Origin of the sequence: Pseudomonas taetrolens, from assembly GCF_900475285.1 — a bacterium.
Taxonomy (GTDB): Bacteria; Pseudomonadota; Gammaproteobacteria; order Pseudomonadales; family Pseudomonadaceae; genus Aquipseudomonas; species Aquipseudomonas taetrolens.
The window spans coordinates 1,156,161-1,170,647 of the sequence record NZ_LS483370.1; the positions used below are offsets into that span (position 1 = coordinate 1,156,161).

Consider the following 14,487-nt stretch of genomic DNA (forward strand, 5'->3'; position numbering starts at 1 on the left):
GATGGGTTTTTTTATGCGTGTCATTCGACTCGGGTCAGGCCGGTAAACACCAGGGGTTCGCGGCAACGGCGGCACAGATAGCCGCGACCCTGCTTGACCAGGCCGTGGCGCTGGGCCGAGAACGGGAAGTCGCTGTCGGGACAAGGGCAGCGGTAGATGTAGCGGGTGGCGCTGCGACGGTTAATGGCGTAGGTGTGGCAGCGATTGGGTGGCAACTCGTACACACCGCGCATGATCAGTTGCCATTCCTCGCCATGCGGTGTGATGCGGTCGCCAAACAATTGATGAGCAATCAGGTGGGCGACTTCATGGGCGACGGTTTGCTTGAGGAAGTCGTCGCTGTTTTCGCGGTACAGCTGTGGATTGAAACGCAGCAGGTTTTCGTGCAGATGAGCGACACCGGCTTTTTGTCCGCGCAGTTTCAAGCTGACGACCGGGCGTTTGAAGGGACGTTTGAAAAAAGCCTCGGCTTGTTGGAAGCAGTCTTCGACGCGGGTATTGAGTTGCTCGGGCATGCGATCAGGTTCTCCAGAGCGGACAATTATGCCGCAAGCGGGAAGGGTTCCGAAGCCTGAAGGTGCTGAGCGGTCATTTGCAGCGCAGAGGGTGTAGCCGCTGACGAAGGCTGCGATAAGCGCTGCAGCGCAGACCATCGCGGTCTGCGGCAGCGTCTGGAAGGGTGGTTTTCAGTTGGTGTAGATCGGGCCTACCCCCAGGCCCCAGACAATCACGGTAAACGCCATGATCGCCACCAGCACCACAAGGCCTACCGCAAGCACCGAACTTGAAAAGAGAAAGCCTTCATCCGGATCAATGCTCATGAACGTGGGGAGACCGACGTACAGTAAATACACCGTGTAGCAAATGGCAGCCGTACCCACCACCATGCCCAGCCACATATGCGGGTACAACGCTGCCAATCCGCCGATAAAAAGCGGTGTAGCGGTGTAAGTGGCGAAAGCAACACAGCGGGACATGCTCGGCTGGGCATCATAGGTTCGCGCCATCCAGTGGATGAACGCGCCCATCACACCGACCCCCACCAGCATTGCCACATAAGACATCAGGGTCATCCACAATGCGCTGTCCATCGTCAGCATCACCGGTGCTCGATTGCCAATCACCCACCCGACCTGAGTGGTGCCAATAAACGCCGAAAGGGCCGGAATCGCGGCCAGGACCAATGTGTGAGTCAGGTACATATGGCTGATGCTTTCTTCGGCATCGCCACGGATTTCGCGCCACTCTTGATCGGGGTGGGTGAAAAGTCCCACAACGTGATGGATCATGGCTGTTGCTCCTGTAATGGACGCATCGCCCCCCCAGTGGGACGCGTGCAGGTCGCGCAGCCAGAATCAATAAGCAGCCAGATGGATGTGCGGCCTTTATCGCAGTATAGGAAGCCCTGCGTGCAAGGTACTTGCTGCTTTAGAGCATCTTCTGCTGATGGACGCGGGTTTAATCGCGTTGGCGTCTTTAGCCGGCCCAAGGGCTTCGTCGAGCAAGCATTTTTCGGTAAAATCGCCAGCTTTTGGTTTTGACTCACGGATTTGAAGCGTTATGGGCACTCTCTCGGTCTCTCAAATTAAACTCCAGAAACGCCTGCGCCGACTGACCGGTGAGGCTGTAGCCGACTTCAACATGATTGAGCACGGCGACAAGGTGATGGTCTGCCTGTCGGGTGGCAAGGACAGCTACACGTTGCTGGATGTGTTGCTGCATCTGCAAAAGGTTGCGCCGATCCAGTTCGAGATCGTTGCCGTGAACATGGACCAGAAGCAGCCGGGCTTTCCTGAAGATATCTTGCCGGCCTATCTCAAGGGGCTGGGCGTCGAGTATCACATCGTTGAAAAAGACACCTATTCGGTGGTCAAGGAACTGATCCCGGAAGGCAAGACCACTTGCTCGCTGTGTTCACGGTTGCGCCGTGGCACGCTGTACACCTTTGCCGACGAGATCGGGGCGACCAAGATGGCTTTGGGGCATCATCGTGATGACATTGTTGAAACCTTCTTTCTCAACATGTTCTTCAACGGCACGCTCAAGGCCATGCCGCCCAAGCTGCGTTCCGATGACGGGCGCAATGTGGTGATCCGGCCGCTGGCGTACTGCAACGAAAAAGACATCCAGGCGTATTCCGATCTGCAGCAGTTCCCGATCATTCCCTGCAACCTGTGCGGTTCACAAGAGAACCTGCAGCGTCAGGTGGTCAAGGACATGCTGCAGGAATGGGACCGCAAGACGCCAGGGCGGACAGAGAGTATCTTTCGCAGCCTGCAGAATGTTCACCCGTCACAGTTGGCGGACCGTAACCTGTTTGACTTCTCCAGCCTGAAAATCGATGAAAACGCGACACCGCGCTTCGTCAATCTGCTGAACCTCTAGGCCTGTCGAGGGCTCTGAACCCGCAAGTAACATTATGTTTGCCAAGAGGAGAGGGCATGCGCGACTACAGATGGCTGCACGAATATTGTTTGAACCGCTTTGGTTCGGCAGCCGCGCTGGAAGCTGAGCTGCCGGTGCCGCGAACGCCTGCACAATTGCGCAAGATCAGCGACGATCGCTATCTGTCGACGTTGGCCTTGCGGGTCTTTCGTGCCGGGCTCAAACACAGCGTGGTGGACGCCAAATGGCCGGTATTTGAAGAGGTGTTTTTCGGCTTCGACCCGGAGAAAGTGGTGCTGATGGGCGCTGAACACCTGGAGCGGCTGATGCAGGATGCGCGGATCATCCGCCATCTGGGCAAGCTCAAGAGCGTTCCGCGCAATGCGCAACTGGTGCTCGACATCGCCCACGAACACGGCAGTTTCGGTGCGTTCATCGCGGATTGGCCGGTCACCGATATTGTCGGATTGTGGAAGTACCTGGCCAAGCACGGTCATCAGTTGGGTGGTCTTTCGGCCCCGCGCTTTTTGCGCATGGTCGGCAAGGACACCTTTGTGCCGAGCTATGATGTGGTCGCGGCATTGAATGCGCAGCAACTGGTGGACAAGGTGCCCACCAGCCTGCGGGATTTGGCGATTGTGCAAAACGCTTTCAATCAATGGCACGCCGAGAGCGGACGGCCGATGTGCCAGTTGTCACAGATGCTGGCGTTTACCGTCAATCACTGAGCGGATGCCCGCGACGTCCCTTCGCCCGCCAACCGCCGATCCAGCTGGTAGCGCCAGCGCACGAACAACATGGCGCTGACGAACACGGCCACGCTGGCTGCGATTTCCAGCAGGCCAAACAGCTGGCGGTTGGAGTCAAATGCGGCCAGGGCGCCCTTGAGCAAATACAGGTTGACCACGTAGCAGGTGAACGAGTGCCCGCGCGGGCTGCCTTTGAGCATCCCCGGTACCAGCAGCATCAGAGGCACCAGTTCAATCAGCAGGATCACCCAGGGACGCGCGCCGTGCAGGTTGGCAAACACCAGGTAATACACGCACAGCAAGCCGATCAGGCCGAAGAAGCACGCCAGGCTCAGCACGCGCATCAGCCGTACCCGTGGCTCCAGCCACTCGACGGACGGCAGCACCTTCGGCTTTTTAGCCACGGGTGTTCTCCAGTTTCAGGGCGATGGTGGCCAGGCGCTGACCCAGGGCCCGGCAGAGACTGACTTCATGTTCGTCCAGCCCGCGTTTGCCGTCGGCACCGGCATGATGGCTAGGGCCATAGGGCGTGCCACCCGCGGTGGTGTGCAGCAGGGCTGACTCGCTGTAAGGAAGGCCGGTGATCAGCATGCCGTGATGCAGCAACGGCAGCAGCATCGACAGCAAGGTGCTCTCCTGGCCGCCATGCAGGCTGGCAGTGGAGGTGAACACGCCGGCGGGCTTGCCGACCAGTGCACCGGTCAGCCACAGGTTGCTGGTGCCATCCAGGAAGTACTTGAGCGGCGCTGCCATGTTGCCAAAACGGGTCGGGCTGCCCAGGGCGAGACCCGAGCAGTTCTTCAGGTCATCAAGGCTGGCGTACATCGCACCTTCGGCCGGAATGGCCGGGGCCACGGCTTCGCATTCGGTCGAGATGGCGGGCACGGTGCGCAGGCGGGCTTCTAGGCCGCCCTGTTCGATGCCACGAGCGATTTGTCGTGCCATTTCACTGGTAGAACCATTGCGGCTGTAATACAGCACCAGAACGTAGGGTGTGCTCACGGCAGGATCTCCAGGATTTTTTCCGGCGGCCGGCCGATGACGGCTTTGTCGCCAGCCACCAGAATCGGGCGTTCAATCAGCTTGGGATGCGCGGCCATGGCCTCGATCAGTTGGCTGTCACTGAGGGTGCTGTCGGCCAGGTTCAGGGCTTTGTACTCGTCTTCGCCGGTACGCAGCAGCTGACGGGCGCTGATGTTCAACTGGCCCAGCAGGGTTTGCAGCTGCGCGGTATTCAGCGGAGTGTCGAGGTAACGCACCACGGTGGGAGTCAGGCCTCGGGCTTCGAGGAGTTCAAGTGCGCCGCGCGATTTCGAGCAGCGCGGGTTGTGATAAAGCGTCAGATCGGTCATGTGCGGGTCGCATCTTGCGTAAGGTGGCGGCTATTCTACCTGCCTGACGGGCGCGCCTGAACCCAATGCGGTAAATGGCCGCCGTCCAATGGTTTTTGTATGCATTCATCAAGAAGGATCAACACATGTTTAAGCGACTCATGGCGCTGGCTGCCATCACTGCCACGTTATTGCTGACTGGTTGCGGGAATGACTACGGGGTCGACCAGCACGGCCAGAAGATCGCTTCCGAGCGTCTGGACAAACAGTGGAAAGTCATCAACTACTGGGCTGAATGGTGCGGACCGTGCCGGATTGAAATTCCGGAACTCAACGCGCTGGACAAACAACTCCAAGGGCAATCGGTCGAGGTGTTCGGGGTGAACTTCGATGGTCTGCAGGGCAAGGAATTGAGTGATGCCAGCACGGCCCTGGGAATTACCTTCACCGTATTGGCCCAGGACCCGGCCGAGCAATTCGAGTTGCCGCGCAGTGAAGCATTGCCGGTGACCTACATCATCGACGACAAAGGCAAGGTACGGGCACAGATGCTCGGCGAGCAGACCGCTGCAGGGGTATTGGCCAAGCTTAAGGAATTGCGCGGTTAAGAGCGTGTGTCTTGCAGGAGCGAGCACGCCCGCTCCTGCAAAAGGGTGTCAGCCCTCTTCAGGCCACAACCGCAGGGGTTTGCCTTGAGCAGGCCAGAAGCGCACTTGTTCGATCGGGGAGATGTCCCAGCGTTCGACGGTTTGCAGCGCTTTGAAGAACCGTTGCTCTTGCTCCATCAACGCCGGGGCGCAGGCTTTGCGAGTGCTGCCCACACCGCCGAAGGTCAGGGTGTGACCGTCCAGGGTGTAAGGTGCGAACCAGTGGTTGCAACCACCACTGCCATACGCCCGCCCGGCATCGTCCAGGGTGACGGTCAAGTGGCTGTTGTCGATCAGCGGTCGTTCGCCGATCCACTCCAGGACATAGGTGTGATTCTGCTGCAATTTCACCGGATCACCCGCACAGCCCGCCAGGCTTGCGCCCAGTAATACCATGAGGGTCAGGCGTTTCATTGCGCGGCCTTTTGGCATTGCGGGCACTGATGCTTGCTGCCCTCGGTGCTCCAGCCCAACTCGGCAATACGCGCGCTGGCCGCAGGTTTTTGCGCCTTGGTGCCCAGCTTGGCATCGACGGCGAACTCAAATTTCAGTTCTTTGGCACAGCTATCGCAGTTGACCTGCCATTCATGAATCGCCAACTCACCGAAAACCGGTCCTCGGGCCACGGCAACCCACTGGCCGCGCGGGTTGATCAGATGACGAACCTTTTCGACGGTCAGGCGCATGGACAAGTCCTTGCTGCCCTTGAGGGTGACAATCAGCACATCGTCATTCTGAATCGAACCACCATTGCCGGTGACTTGATAGCGGCCCGGCATCAGGGCGCGGCATTCAATCAGGGTGTGCTGCGGGTTGAGCAGGCTGTAGCGGAAATCGTGTTCGACCATGGGTCCTCCAAATAGGCCGCTATGCTAGCACGCAGCCCACCAGGCTTGAGTGATCAACCGTCGATCAGGTTATGCGGCGTGCCGTTTTTCCAGGCCGCGATATTGTCCAGCGTGGTGCTGGCAATGGCGTTCAGCGCCTCATGGGTGAGAAACGCCTGATGCGCGGTGATAATGACATTGGGAAACGTCAGTAACCGTGCCAGCACATCATCCTGCAGGGGCAGGTCCGAGCGATCTTCGAAGAACAGCTGCGCTTCTTCTTCGTACACATCCAGCCCCAGATACCCCAGCTGGCCATTTTTAAGCGCATCGATCAGTGCTGGTGTGTCAACCAGGGCGCCGCGCCCAGTATTGATCAGCATGGCGCCACGTTTGAGGGTCGCCAGGCTGGCGCTGTTGATCAGGTGCTTGTTGTGGGCGGTCAGCGGGCAATGCAGGCTGATGATATGCGAGCCTGCCAGCAGCTCGGGCAGGTCGACATACTGCGCGCCCAAGGCCTGAAGTGCAGGGTTCGGGTACGGATCAAAACACAGCAGTTTGCAGCCGAAGCCGGCCATGATCTTGGCAAAGGTCGAACCGATCTGGCCCGTGCCCACCACTCCGACGGTTTTGCCGACCAGATCAAAACCGGTCAGCCCGTGCAGGGTGAAGTCGCCTTCTCGGGTGCGGTTATAGGCCCTGTGCAAGCGCCGGTTCAGGGCAAGAATCAAGGCCACGGCATGTTCGGCCACGGCATGGGGAGAGTACGCGGGCACGCGTACGACGCTTAACCCCAACTGCCTGGCGGCTGGCAAATCAACGTGGTTGTAACCGGCCGAGCGCAGGGCAATCAGGCGCGTGCCGCCGGCGGCCAGTTGCTCCAGCACGGGGGCGCTCAGATCGTCATTGATAAACGGGCAGACCACTTCGTGGCCGTGAGCCAGGGCGGCCGTGTCGAGGCTCAGCCGTGCCGGCTGAAAGTGCAGCTCAATACCGTCGTTTTGCAGGGCCGCGGTGAAGCTGTCGCGGTCGTAAGCCTGGCTGCTGAACAGAATAGTGCGCATACGATCTTCCTTGGGTGATGGCGGCAGCGACTGCTAAGTGACAGGTATTCTAGGCCATGCTGCGCGCCTCGTTGGCCAGGCGAATGATGGCCTGGTCCAGATCCTCGAGAGCCTCGCTGGCTTGGGGGCTTTGTTGCTTGAGCAGGGTTTCGCTGCGTTGGCAGGCCGCGCGCAGCTGCGGAACGCCACAGTAACGTGTAGCGCCGTGCAAGCGATGTACGCGTTCTAGCAGCGCGTGATGGTCATTGTCATTACGGGCTTGCAGGATCGCCTGGCGATCAGCGTCCAGCGAGGCCAGCAGCATGGCCAGCATGTCGACCGCCAGGTCGGCTTTGCCGGCGGCCAGGTGCAGGCCTTCGTCATGATCGAGTATTGGCAGTTTGGCGTGCTGGCGGGCCGGTTCCTGGTGGCCATCGCTGATCTGGTTGCGCAAAGCCAGCCCGGTCCACTTCAACACCACTTGGGCCAACTGCCGTTCGCTGATGGGTTTGGTCAGATAGTCATCCATGCCGCTTTGTAGCAGAGCACGCTTTTCATTGGCCATGGCGTGGGCGGTCAACGCGACAATGGGCAACGGCGCGCAAGCGCGGCCACTTTCCCATTGACGCAGGGCTTCGGTGGTTTGACGGCCGTCCATGCCGGGCATTTGTACATCCATCAGCACCAGATCGAAGGTTCCGGTCTTGACCGCGTCAATGGCTGTATAGCCGCTGTCGACCGCCGTGACCTTGGCCCCCATGTCCTCGAGCAGGGTTTGTACCAGCAACAGGTTGGCCGGGTTGTCATCCACACACAGAATCCGCGGTGCTCGGCTGGCCAGCAACTCGCCGGGCTCAGGGCGAACCTGTCGCGGGTTGATAAAGTCGGTCAGTGCCCGGCGCAACATGCGAGTACAGGCCGGTTTGGCCTGGAGCTGGCTATGGGGGTTGGGAACCGAAGTGTTGAACAGCGCCAGCTCGGTAGTCGGGCACAGCACCAAGACCTTGCAACCCAGGCGCTCGAGATCCCAGATATGCTGGTTGAGGCGCTCCGGAGGGATATCCAGAGCAGTGACGCCGAGCACGGCAAGGTCTATGGCCTGAGGTGTCTGGTGGGTGCTGGTCACGCAGTTGGTGAGGTTTTCGAGCGTGGTGAAGGGGGTGACGTCCAGCCCGCAATCTTCCAGTTGATGCTGCAAGGCCTGGCGTGCGAGGTCGTGCTTTTCCAGAATAACCACGCGCCGATCCAGCAACGGCGCAGCAGGCAAGTCTTCGGCGTCATCGTGCGCTTTGGGCAGGCTGACGCTGATCCAGAAAACCGAGCCTTCGCCGGGGGTGCTCTCGACTCCGATTTCGCCGCCCATCTGCTCGATCAGACGTTTGGAAATCACCAGGCCCAGCCCGGTACCGCCGGGCTGGCGTGACAGTGAGTTGTCGGCCTGGCTGAACGCCTGGAACAGTGCCCTGACATCCTGGCTGGTCAGGCCGATGCCGGTGTCCTGTACGCTGATGCGCAACTGCACACAACCGTCGACCTTGTTTTCATCCTCGTCATCGAGCATGGCCCGCACGGCGATCGTGCCTTCGCGAGTGAACTTGATGGCATTGTTGACCAGATTGGTCAGGATCTGCTTGAGCCGCAGCGGGTCGCCGACCAGTGACAGCGGGGTATCGCGATAGACCAGGCTGACCAGTTCCAGTCCTTTGTCATGGGCGGAGGGCGCAAGAATGGTCAGGGTGTCCTGCAACAGGTCGCGCAGGTTGAAAGGCGTGCTGTCGAGTACCAGTTTGCCGGCCTCGATCTTCGAAAAGTCGAGGATTTCGTTGATGATCCCCAGCAGATTGCCTGCCGACTTTTCGATGGTATTCAGGTAGTCGAACTGACGCGGCGTGAGCTCGCTTTTTTGCAGTAAATGGGTAAAGCCGAGAATGCCATTGAGCGGGGTGCGGATTTCGTGGCTCATGTTGGCCAAAAACTCTGACTTTATGCGGCTGGCCTCCAGGGCTTCCTTGCGGGCCAGGTCGAGTTCGAGGTTCTGGATTTCGATGGTTTCGAGGTTTTGCCGTACGTCTTCTGTGGCCTGGTCGACGCTGTGCTGCAGTTCTTCCTGGGCATTTTGCAAGGTTTCAGCCATGCGGTTGATGCCGGAGGCCAGTTCATCCAGTTCATGGCTGCCCAGCGGCGGCAGGCGGGTTTGCAAATGCCCGTCCTTGAGCTGGGCCACGGCTTGCTTGATGTGCCCCAGAGGGGCATTGATCGTGCGGCTCAAACGCAAGGCCAGCAAGGTGGTCAAGATCAGCCCGGTGACAATCAGCAGCAAGCTGGCGAACAGGCTGCGGTAACCGCGCAACAACATGTTGTTATGGGACAGCTCAAGCTCGACCCAGCCCAGCAGGCGGTGGGCTTCGCTGGGAATGATGTCGCCGGCCAGGTTGCGATGACGACCAAACACGGGCAGCAAGTAGCGCGTGGCATCGTTATCGGTCCGTTGCAGCAGGTGTGTGCTGTTACCCGAGGGCGCCTGATTGAGCATGATCGGCCCGGCATGGGCGAGAGGCTCGTGGTTGGCGTTGAGGAACGCCACGGCCCGCACGTCTCGCTGCTCAAGGGATTCTGTGGCGATGCGTTCCAGCAAGGCGGTGTCATGACGGCCCATGGCGGGGGCTACCAGCGGCGCCAGCTGTTCGGCAATCATTTCGCCGCGCTGCAACAGCTGCGATTGCAGCTCGGACTGTTGCAGCCACGTGAAGTAGCCGCCCAGCACCATTGCCATCAAGGTCACGGGCAACAGCGTCAGCAGCAATACGCGGCCTTTGATACCCAGATTTTTAAGCACGCCACTCTCCAGCCCAGCATTTTTATGAGTCCGCGGGTGTTCGGACCCGAATCAGCTCGCAGTGTAGCCACTTGAGGCAGGGCAAATCTTTCAAAATTTGTCATCCCGTCTGGCGGAGCCCCCGTCATGCCGGTTGCTCCCCCCGTCCCAATCTTTAATAATCGCCGATTGAGAATGACTTGCAGACGTTAATGAATCCCGTAACTGTTAGCCCATCGCGGCTTTTGGCCATTGAAGACGATCCTGTATTGGGCGCCTACCTGCAAGAACAGCTGCTGCGCTGCGGGTTTGACGTCATTTGGTGCCAGAACGGCCAGGAGGGGTTGTCGCGTGCTCGCAAAGAGCCGTTTGATGTGGTGCTGATGGATATTCTGCTGCCCGGCATGAACGGCCTGCATGTGCTCACTCAACTGCGTCAGACCCACGCATTGCCGGTCATCCTGATGTCGGCACTGGGCGCTGAAGAAGATCGCATCAGCGGTTTTCAGCTGGGTGCCGATGATTATTTGACCAAACCCTTCAGCGTGGCCGAGTTGCGGGTGCGGATCCAGGCGATTTTGCGTCGCGTTGCACTGGACCGCCTGCCGCCGGTCAGCGTCGCTCAGGATCAGGCGTCAGCCGGGATCGAGCTATTGTTCGATGATGAGCGCTCGGATGTGTGCTTTGGCCCGCTCTGGGCCGGCCTGACCCGCAGCGAGTACCGCCTGCTGGACACGTTGAGGCGCAACGCCGACGAAGTGCTGAGCAAGCCGTTTCTTTATCAGCATGTTTTGCAGCGCGGCTATGCGGCCCACGACCGTAGCCTGGACATGCATGTCAGCCAGATCCGGCGCAAACTCAAGGCGATCGATTACCAGGCCTGCGAAGTGCGCACGGTGTGGGGCAAGGGTTACGTCTTGAGTGCCAGCGATGCGCTATAAGCTGCCCGGTAAATCCTCCGTCTTCTGGAAGCTGGCGTGTCTGCTGGTGGCCTTTTGTTTGCTGATGATTTGGTTGAGCTGGTCCTGGGGCCGCTACATGGACAAGCGCACCGCCTATCTGTCTGAACAGGCCCGCAGCACGCTGCTCAATTACGCCGCTGAGGCCGAGCACGCCTGGGCGACCGGGCAGCAGGCCGGAGTGGACCGCTGGCTGCAGGCAATGGGGCGCAAGGAGTCAGGTTGGATAGGGGTCATCGGTCAGGACCTGCAAGCATTGAGCAGCTACCCGCTCAATGACGCCGAAAGCCAGCGCCTGACTTTTCTGCGTGGCCTGGACTGGCCTATCAGCCATCTCAAGACGGCACGGCCATGGATCAAGGTGCCGTTTCCCAAGGACCTGTCAGCCGGCTATCTGGTGATTGAGTTGCCCCAGCGCTACATGCCGGGTCGTTCGCAGATGGTATGGCGGGTCATTACCAACGGCCTCATTCCCGGGCTGTTTACGTTGCTGTTGTGCGTAGGGCTATACCGCCTGCTGATCGTGCCGCTGAATCATTTGCGCGAACAGGCCAATGCATGGCGGGCCGACCAGTTGGGGGTTCGCCTGTCGAGCCTGACCACCAGCCGCCAGGACGAACTCGGTGAACTGGGACGCGCCTTCGATCAGATGTCCGAACGTCTGCAAAGCACGATCTCCCTGCAGCAGCAAATGTTGCGCGACTTGTCTCACGAACTGCGCACCCCCTTGAGCCGTCTGCGCGTGGCCTGCGACAGCGAGCAGAGTGTCGAGGCCTTGCGGGAACGCTTGAGCCGGGAAGTCGACGGCATGCAACGGCTGGTCGAAGACACCTTGCAGCTGGCATGGCTCGACACCGAACGGGGGGCCTTGCCACGGGAAGACATACAGATTCAGGCGTTGTGGGAGATGCTCACCGAAAATGCCCGTTTTGAAAGCGGCTGGCCTGAAGCGCGCTTGCCGTGTTTTGTGGGGGCCGATTGCTGGGTTCAGGGGCATCTCAATAGCTTGGCGCAGGCGTTGGAAAACATATTGCGCAACGCCATTCGTCACTCGCCGCCCGATGGCATTGTCAGTCTCGGTGGGCAGCGCGAAGGCGACGAATGGCATTTGTGGCTCGAAGATCAGGGTGGTGGTGTGGCCCCTGAAGAACTCGAACGGATCTTCGCCCCGTTTACTCGGCTGGACGGCTCTCGCCCCGGCGACGGGGGCTTTGGCCTGGGCCTGAGTATCGCCCGCAATGCGCTGCGATTGCAGGGGGGCAGGCTGTGGGCACAAAACACTGCGCAAGGGTTGAAGGTGCATCTATGCCTGCTTGCCAGGCAAGCCTCTATCGGGGAATGAGCAAGGGGCCTTATATCCTTTAGCCATAAGCTTCGTACTTTGCGTGATATGGGCTGCCTGCGTTTGTCGGTATGATGTGCGCCCCCGCAGTCTGGATTGCGAATACGCCATGACATTGCAGTACCCCACTATCGCCGATTGCGTCGGCAACACTCCGTTGGTGCGTTTGCAGCGCCTGCCCGGAGCCACCACCAACACCTTGTTGCTCAAGCTCGAAGGGAATAACCCTGCGGGCTCGGTCAAGGACCGTCCGGCATTGTCGATGATTGCCCGTGCTGAAGCACGTGGCCAGATCCAGCCGGGCGATACCCTGATCGAGGCGACTTCGGGCAATACCGGTATCGCGCTGGCCATGGCTGCGGCGATCAAGGGCTACAAGATGGTCCTGATCATGCCCGACAACTCCAGTGCCGAGCGCAAGGCGGCCATGACCGCTTATGGCGCCGAGTTGATTCTGGTCACCCAGGAAGAGGGCATGGAAGGTGCTCGCGACCTGGCCGACAAGCTGCAGGCCGAAGGCCGTGGCAAGGTGCTCGATCAGTTTGCCAACGGTGACAACCCAGAGGCGCACTACACCAGCACTGGCCCGGAAATCTGGCGCCAGACTGGAGGCACGATCACCCACTTTGTCAGTTCGATGGGCACCACCGGCACCATCATGGGGGTATCGCGTTACCTCAAGGAGCAAAACCCGGCTGTGCAGATCATCGGTTTGCAGCCGATGGAAGGTGCTGCGATTCCGGGCATCCGTCGCTGGCCGCAGGAGTACCTGCCGAAGATTTATCAAGCCGATCGTGTCGACCGGATTGTCGACATGGCCCAGGCCGAGGCTGAAGACGTGATGCGTCGCCTGGCTCGCGAAGAAGGCATTTTCTGCGGCGTCTCCTCGGGTGGTGCCGTGGCTGCCATGTTGCGCCTGTCGCAGGAAGTCGAAAACGCGGTCATGGTTGCGATTATTTGTGACCGGGGCGACCGTTACCTGTCGACCGGCATCTACGATGCTCCCAACTGATGGCTAAGCAAGAGAGAGGCCTGCGCTTCCAGCCCGCTGGCGGCACTCGGGCCCCGCAAGTGCCTACGGGCAAGAAACAGCGTTTGAACATCGAGCGTTTGGCCAACGACGGCCGGGGTATTGCCTTTTTGGAAGGGCGTACCTGGTTTGTGTCGGGGGCATTGGCCGGTGAAGAAGTTGAAGCGCGGGTACTGGGCGCTCATGGCAAAATCGTGGAGGCACGTGCCGAGCGCGTATTCAAGGCCAATGAGATCCGCCGTGCCGCACCCTGTGCCCATGCCGGAAAGTGCGGTGGCTGCAGCGTGCAGCATTTGCCTCACGAGGAGCAGCTTGCTCTGAAACAGCGCATGCTGGCCGAGCAGCTAATGCGTGTGGCTGGCGTCGAGCCAGAAGCCTGGGCTGCGCCCCTGACCGGCCCCGAGTTCGGCTACCGCCGTCGCGCGCGGATTGCGGTGCGCTGGGATGCAAAGGCCAAACGCCTGGACGTAGGATTTCGGGCTGCCGGCAGCCAGGACATCGTGGCCATCGACCACTGTCTGGTGCTGGTACAGGCCCTGCAACCCATCATGACCGGGTTACCCGCCATGCTGCGCCAGTTGAGCAAGCCGCAGGCCCTGGGGCATGTCGAGCTGTTCAGTGGTTCGGCGATTGCAGTGCTGTTGCGTCATATGGCACCGCTTAACGATGCCGACATGCAGGTGTTGCAGCATTTTTGCCTCACGCATAACGCCCAATTGTGGCTGCATGGTGAAAGTGAGCCGCAACCGGTCGATTTGAGCCGGACTCTGGGCTACCGTCTGGAGTCGTGGAATTTGGAGCTGGCGTATCGCCCGGGCGACTTTGTTCAGGTCAATGCCGGTGTCAATGAAGCCATGGTGGCGCAGGCGCTGGAGTGGCTGGCGCCGCAAGCTGACGAACGGATTCTTGACTTGTTCTGTGGGCTGGGTAACTTCGCATTGCCACTGGCGCGGCAAGTCCGCGAGGTGGTAGCAGTCGAAGGGGTTGCGACGATGGTCGAACGCGCCGCGCAAAACGCGGTCAGTAATTCGCTGCATAATGCATCGTTTGTACAGGCTGACCTGTCGCAACCGCTGGTGGATGCCGCATGGGCCAAAGAAGGCTTTAGTGCCGTGCTCCTCGATCCACCGCGCGATGGTGCCTTTGAAATCGTGCGCAAGCTGTCTGGCCTGGGTGCCAAACGTTTGGTGTACGTGTCGTGCAACCCGGCCACGCTGGCGCGCGACACCATTGAATTGATGAAACAGGGTTATCGGTTAAAACGTGCCGGGATCCTCGATATGTTTCCGCAAACCGCGCATGTCGAGGCGATGGCGTTATTTGAGGCAGACTAGGACGTCTGTTTATTTCGACGGGCCC

The 14,487-nt window shown here is 59.8% G+C and carries 16 protein-coding genes; 7 read left to right on the forward strand and 9 right to left on the reverse strand.

Annotated features, from left to right (window positions below; translation table 11 throughout):
- Positions 1-20: 20 nt before the first annotated feature.
- Positions 21-515, reverse strand: a complete 495-nt coding sequence (locus DQN55_RS05555) for a SprT family zinc-dependent metalloprotease (RefSeq protein WP_048377914.1) — start codon at positions 513-515, stop codon at positions 21-23.
- Positions 516-686: 171 nt separating this feature from the next.
- Entirely contained in the window at positions 687-1,289 is a 603-nt protein-coding gene (locus DQN55_RS05560; RefSeq protein ID WP_048377913.1) for a Yip1 family protein, read from the reverse strand.
- 271 nt (positions 1,290-1,560) lie between these two features.
- Here DQN55_RS05560 and ttcA point away from each other — a divergent pair, with 271 nt between their 5' ends.
- Both ttcA and DQN55_RS05570 read left to right on the forward strand, forming a co-directional pair.
- Positions 1,561-2,385 (forward strand): tRNA 2-thiocytidine(32) synthetase TtcA, encoded by an 825-nt coding sequence (gene ttcA, locus DQN55_RS05565; RefSeq protein ID WP_048377912.1) that lies wholly within the window; start codon positions 1,561-1,563, stop codon positions 2,383-2,385.
- A gap of 56 nt (positions 2,386-2,441) precedes the next feature.
- On the forward strand, positions 2,442-3,113 hold the full coding sequence (locus tag DQN55_RS05570) for a DNA-3-methyladenine glycosylase I (protein ID WP_048377911.1): 672 nt from the start codon (positions 2,442-2,444) through the stop codon (positions 3,111-3,113).
- Here DQN55_RS05570 and DQN55_RS05575 read toward each other — a convergent pair.
- The 3 genes from DQN55_RS05575 to arsC are packed head-to-tail and all read right to left on the reverse strand — an operon-like array spanning position 3,107 to position 4,486.
- On the reverse strand, positions 3,107-3,538 hold the full coding sequence (locus tag DQN55_RS05575) for a DUF2069 domain-containing protein (RefSeq protein ID WP_048377910.1): 432 nt from the start codon (positions 3,536-3,538) through the stop codon (positions 3,107-3,109). The genes DQN55_RS05570 and DQN55_RS05575 overlap by 7 nt on opposite strands.
- A complete protein-coding gene (gene wrbA / locus DQN55_RS05580) occupies positions 3,531-4,136 on the reverse strand; it encodes an NAD(P)H:quinone oxidoreductase (RefSeq protein ID WP_048377909.1) in 606 nt (201 codons plus the stop codon). Before wrbA ends, DQN55_RS05575 begins: the two co-directional genes overlap by 8 nt.
- A complete protein-coding gene (arsC, locus tag DQN55_RS05585; RefSeq protein ID WP_048377908.1) occupies positions 4,133-4,486 on the reverse strand; it encodes an arsenate reductase (glutaredoxin) in 354 nt (117 codons plus the stop codon). Before arsC ends, wrbA begins: the two co-directional genes overlap by 4 nt.
- Before the next feature lie 125 nt (positions 4,487-4,611).
- On the opposite strand from arsC, the gene DQN55_RS05590 reads away from it, so the two are divergent.
- The gene (locus tag DQN55_RS05590) at positions 4,612-5,073 is read left to right on the forward strand and encodes a TlpA disulfide reductase family protein (RefSeq protein WP_048378443.1); all 462 of its coding nucleotides are present in this window, start codon (positions 4,612-4,614) and stop codon (positions 5,071-5,073) included.
- 48 nt (positions 5,074-5,121) lie between these two features.
- On the opposite strand, the gene DQN55_RS05595 is transcribed toward DQN55_RS05590, so the two are convergent.
- The 4 genes from DQN55_RS05595 to DQN55_RS05610 are packed head-to-tail and all read right to left on the reverse strand — an operon-like array spanning position 5,122 to position 9,818.
- The gene (locus DQN55_RS05595) at positions 5,122-5,526 is read right to left on the reverse strand and encodes an META domain-containing protein (protein ID WP_048377907.1); all 405 of its coding nucleotides are present in this window, start codon (positions 5,524-5,526) and stop codon (positions 5,122-5,124) included.
- On the reverse strand, positions 5,523-5,960 hold the full coding sequence (locus DQN55_RS05600) for a hypothetical protein (protein ID WP_048377906.1): 438 nt from the start codon (positions 5,958-5,960) through the stop codon (positions 5,523-5,525). Before DQN55_RS05600 ends, DQN55_RS05595 begins: the two co-directional genes overlap by 4 nt.
- Before the next feature lie 53 nt (positions 5,961-6,013).
- A complete protein-coding gene (locus tag DQN55_RS05605) occupies positions 6,014-7,003 on the reverse strand; it encodes a 2-hydroxyacid dehydrogenase (RefSeq protein WP_048377905.1) in 990 nt (329 codons plus the stop codon).
- 49 nt (positions 7,004-7,052) lie between these two features.
- Positions 7,053-9,818, reverse strand: a complete 2,766-nt coding sequence (locus DQN55_RS05610) for a response regulator (RefSeq protein WP_048377904.1) — start codon at positions 9,816-9,818, stop codon at positions 7,053-7,055.
- A 191-nt stretch (positions 9,819-10,009) separates the two neighbouring features.
- Between DQN55_RS05610 and DQN55_RS05615 the strand changes: the two genes are divergently transcribed.
- The 4 genes from DQN55_RS05615 (at position 10,010) to rlmD (ending at position 14,462) form a co-directional block, all read left to right on the forward strand.
- On the forward strand, positions 10,010-10,738 hold the full coding sequence (locus tag DQN55_RS05615; RefSeq protein ID WP_048377903.1) for a response regulator transcription factor: 729 nt from the start codon (positions 10,010-10,012) through the stop codon (positions 10,736-10,738).
- Positions 10,728-12,098 carry a sensor histidine kinase gene (locus DQN55_RS05620; RefSeq protein WP_048377902.1) on the forward strand — a complete coding sequence of 457 codons (1,371 nt, stop codon included), beginning with the start codon at positions 10,728-10,730 and terminating at the stop codon, positions 12,096-12,098. Before DQN55_RS05615 ends, DQN55_RS05620 begins: the two co-directional genes overlap by 11 nt.
- A gap of 109 nt (positions 12,099-12,207) precedes the next feature.
- Positions 12,208-13,110, forward strand: a complete 903-nt coding sequence (gene cysM / locus DQN55_RS05625; RefSeq protein ID WP_048377901.1) for a cysteine synthase CysM — start codon at positions 12,208-12,210, stop codon at positions 13,108-13,110.
- Positions 13,110-14,462: a 23S rRNA (uracil(1939)-C(5))-methyltransferase RlmD gene (gene rlmD, locus DQN55_RS05630; RefSeq protein WP_048377900.1), complete on the forward strand. Its 1,353-nt coding sequence runs from the start codon at positions 13,110-13,112 to the stop codon at positions 14,460-14,462. The genes cysM and rlmD overlap by 1 nt, the downstream gene beginning before the upstream one ends.
- The last annotated feature ends 25 nt before the right edge of the window (positions 14,463-14,487 follow it).

Coding starts and splice junctions, on each gene's coding strand:
- DQN55_RS05570 (WP_048377911.1), top strand. CDS start 2,442: ATGCGCGACTACAGATGGCTGCACGAATATTGTTTGAACCGCTTTGGT.
- cysM (WP_048377901.1), top strand. CDS start 12,208: ATGACATTGCAGTACCCCACTATCGCCGATTGCGTCGGCAACACTCCG.
- DQN55_RS05600 (WP_048377906.1), bottom strand. CDS start 5,960: ATGGTCGAACACGATTTCCGCTACAGCCTGCTCAACCCGCAGCACACC.
- DQN55_RS05560 (WP_048377913.1), bottom strand. CDS start 1,289: ATGATCCATCACGTTGTGGGACTTTTCACCCACCCCGATCAAGAGTGG.
- ttcA (WP_048377912.1), top strand. CDS start 1,561: ATGGGCACTCTCTCGGTCTCTCAAATTAAACTCCAGAAACGCCTGCGC.
- DQN55_RS05555 (WP_048377914.1), bottom strand. CDS start 515: ATGCCCGAGCAACTCAATACCCGCGTCGAAGACTGCTTCCAACAAGCC.
- rlmD (WP_048377900.1), top strand. CDS start 13,110: ATGGCTAAGCAAGAGAGAGGCCTGCGCTTCCAGCCCGCTGGCGGCACT.
- DQN55_RS05590 (WP_048378443.1), top strand. CDS start 4,612: ATGTTTAAGCGACTCATGGCGCTGGCTGCCATCACTGCCACGTTATTG.
- DQN55_RS05620 (WP_048377902.1), top strand. CDS start 10,728: ATGCGCTATAAGCTGCCCGGTAAATCCTCCGTCTTCTGGAAGCTGGCG.
- DQN55_RS05595 (WP_048377907.1), bottom strand. CDS start 5,526: ATGAAACGCCTGACCCTCATGGTATTACTGGGCGCAAGCCTGGCGGGC.
- DQN55_RS05615 (WP_048377903.1), top strand. CDS start 10,010: ATGAATCCCGTAACTGTTAGCCCATCGCGGCTTTTGGCCATTGAAGAC.
- arsC (WP_048377908.1), bottom strand. CDS start 4,486: ATGACCGATCTGACGCTTTATCACAACCCGCGCTGCTCGAAATCGCGC.
- DQN55_RS05605 (WP_048377905.1), bottom strand. CDS start 7,003: ATGCGCACTATTCTGTTCAGCAGCCAGGCTTACGACCGCGACAGCTTC.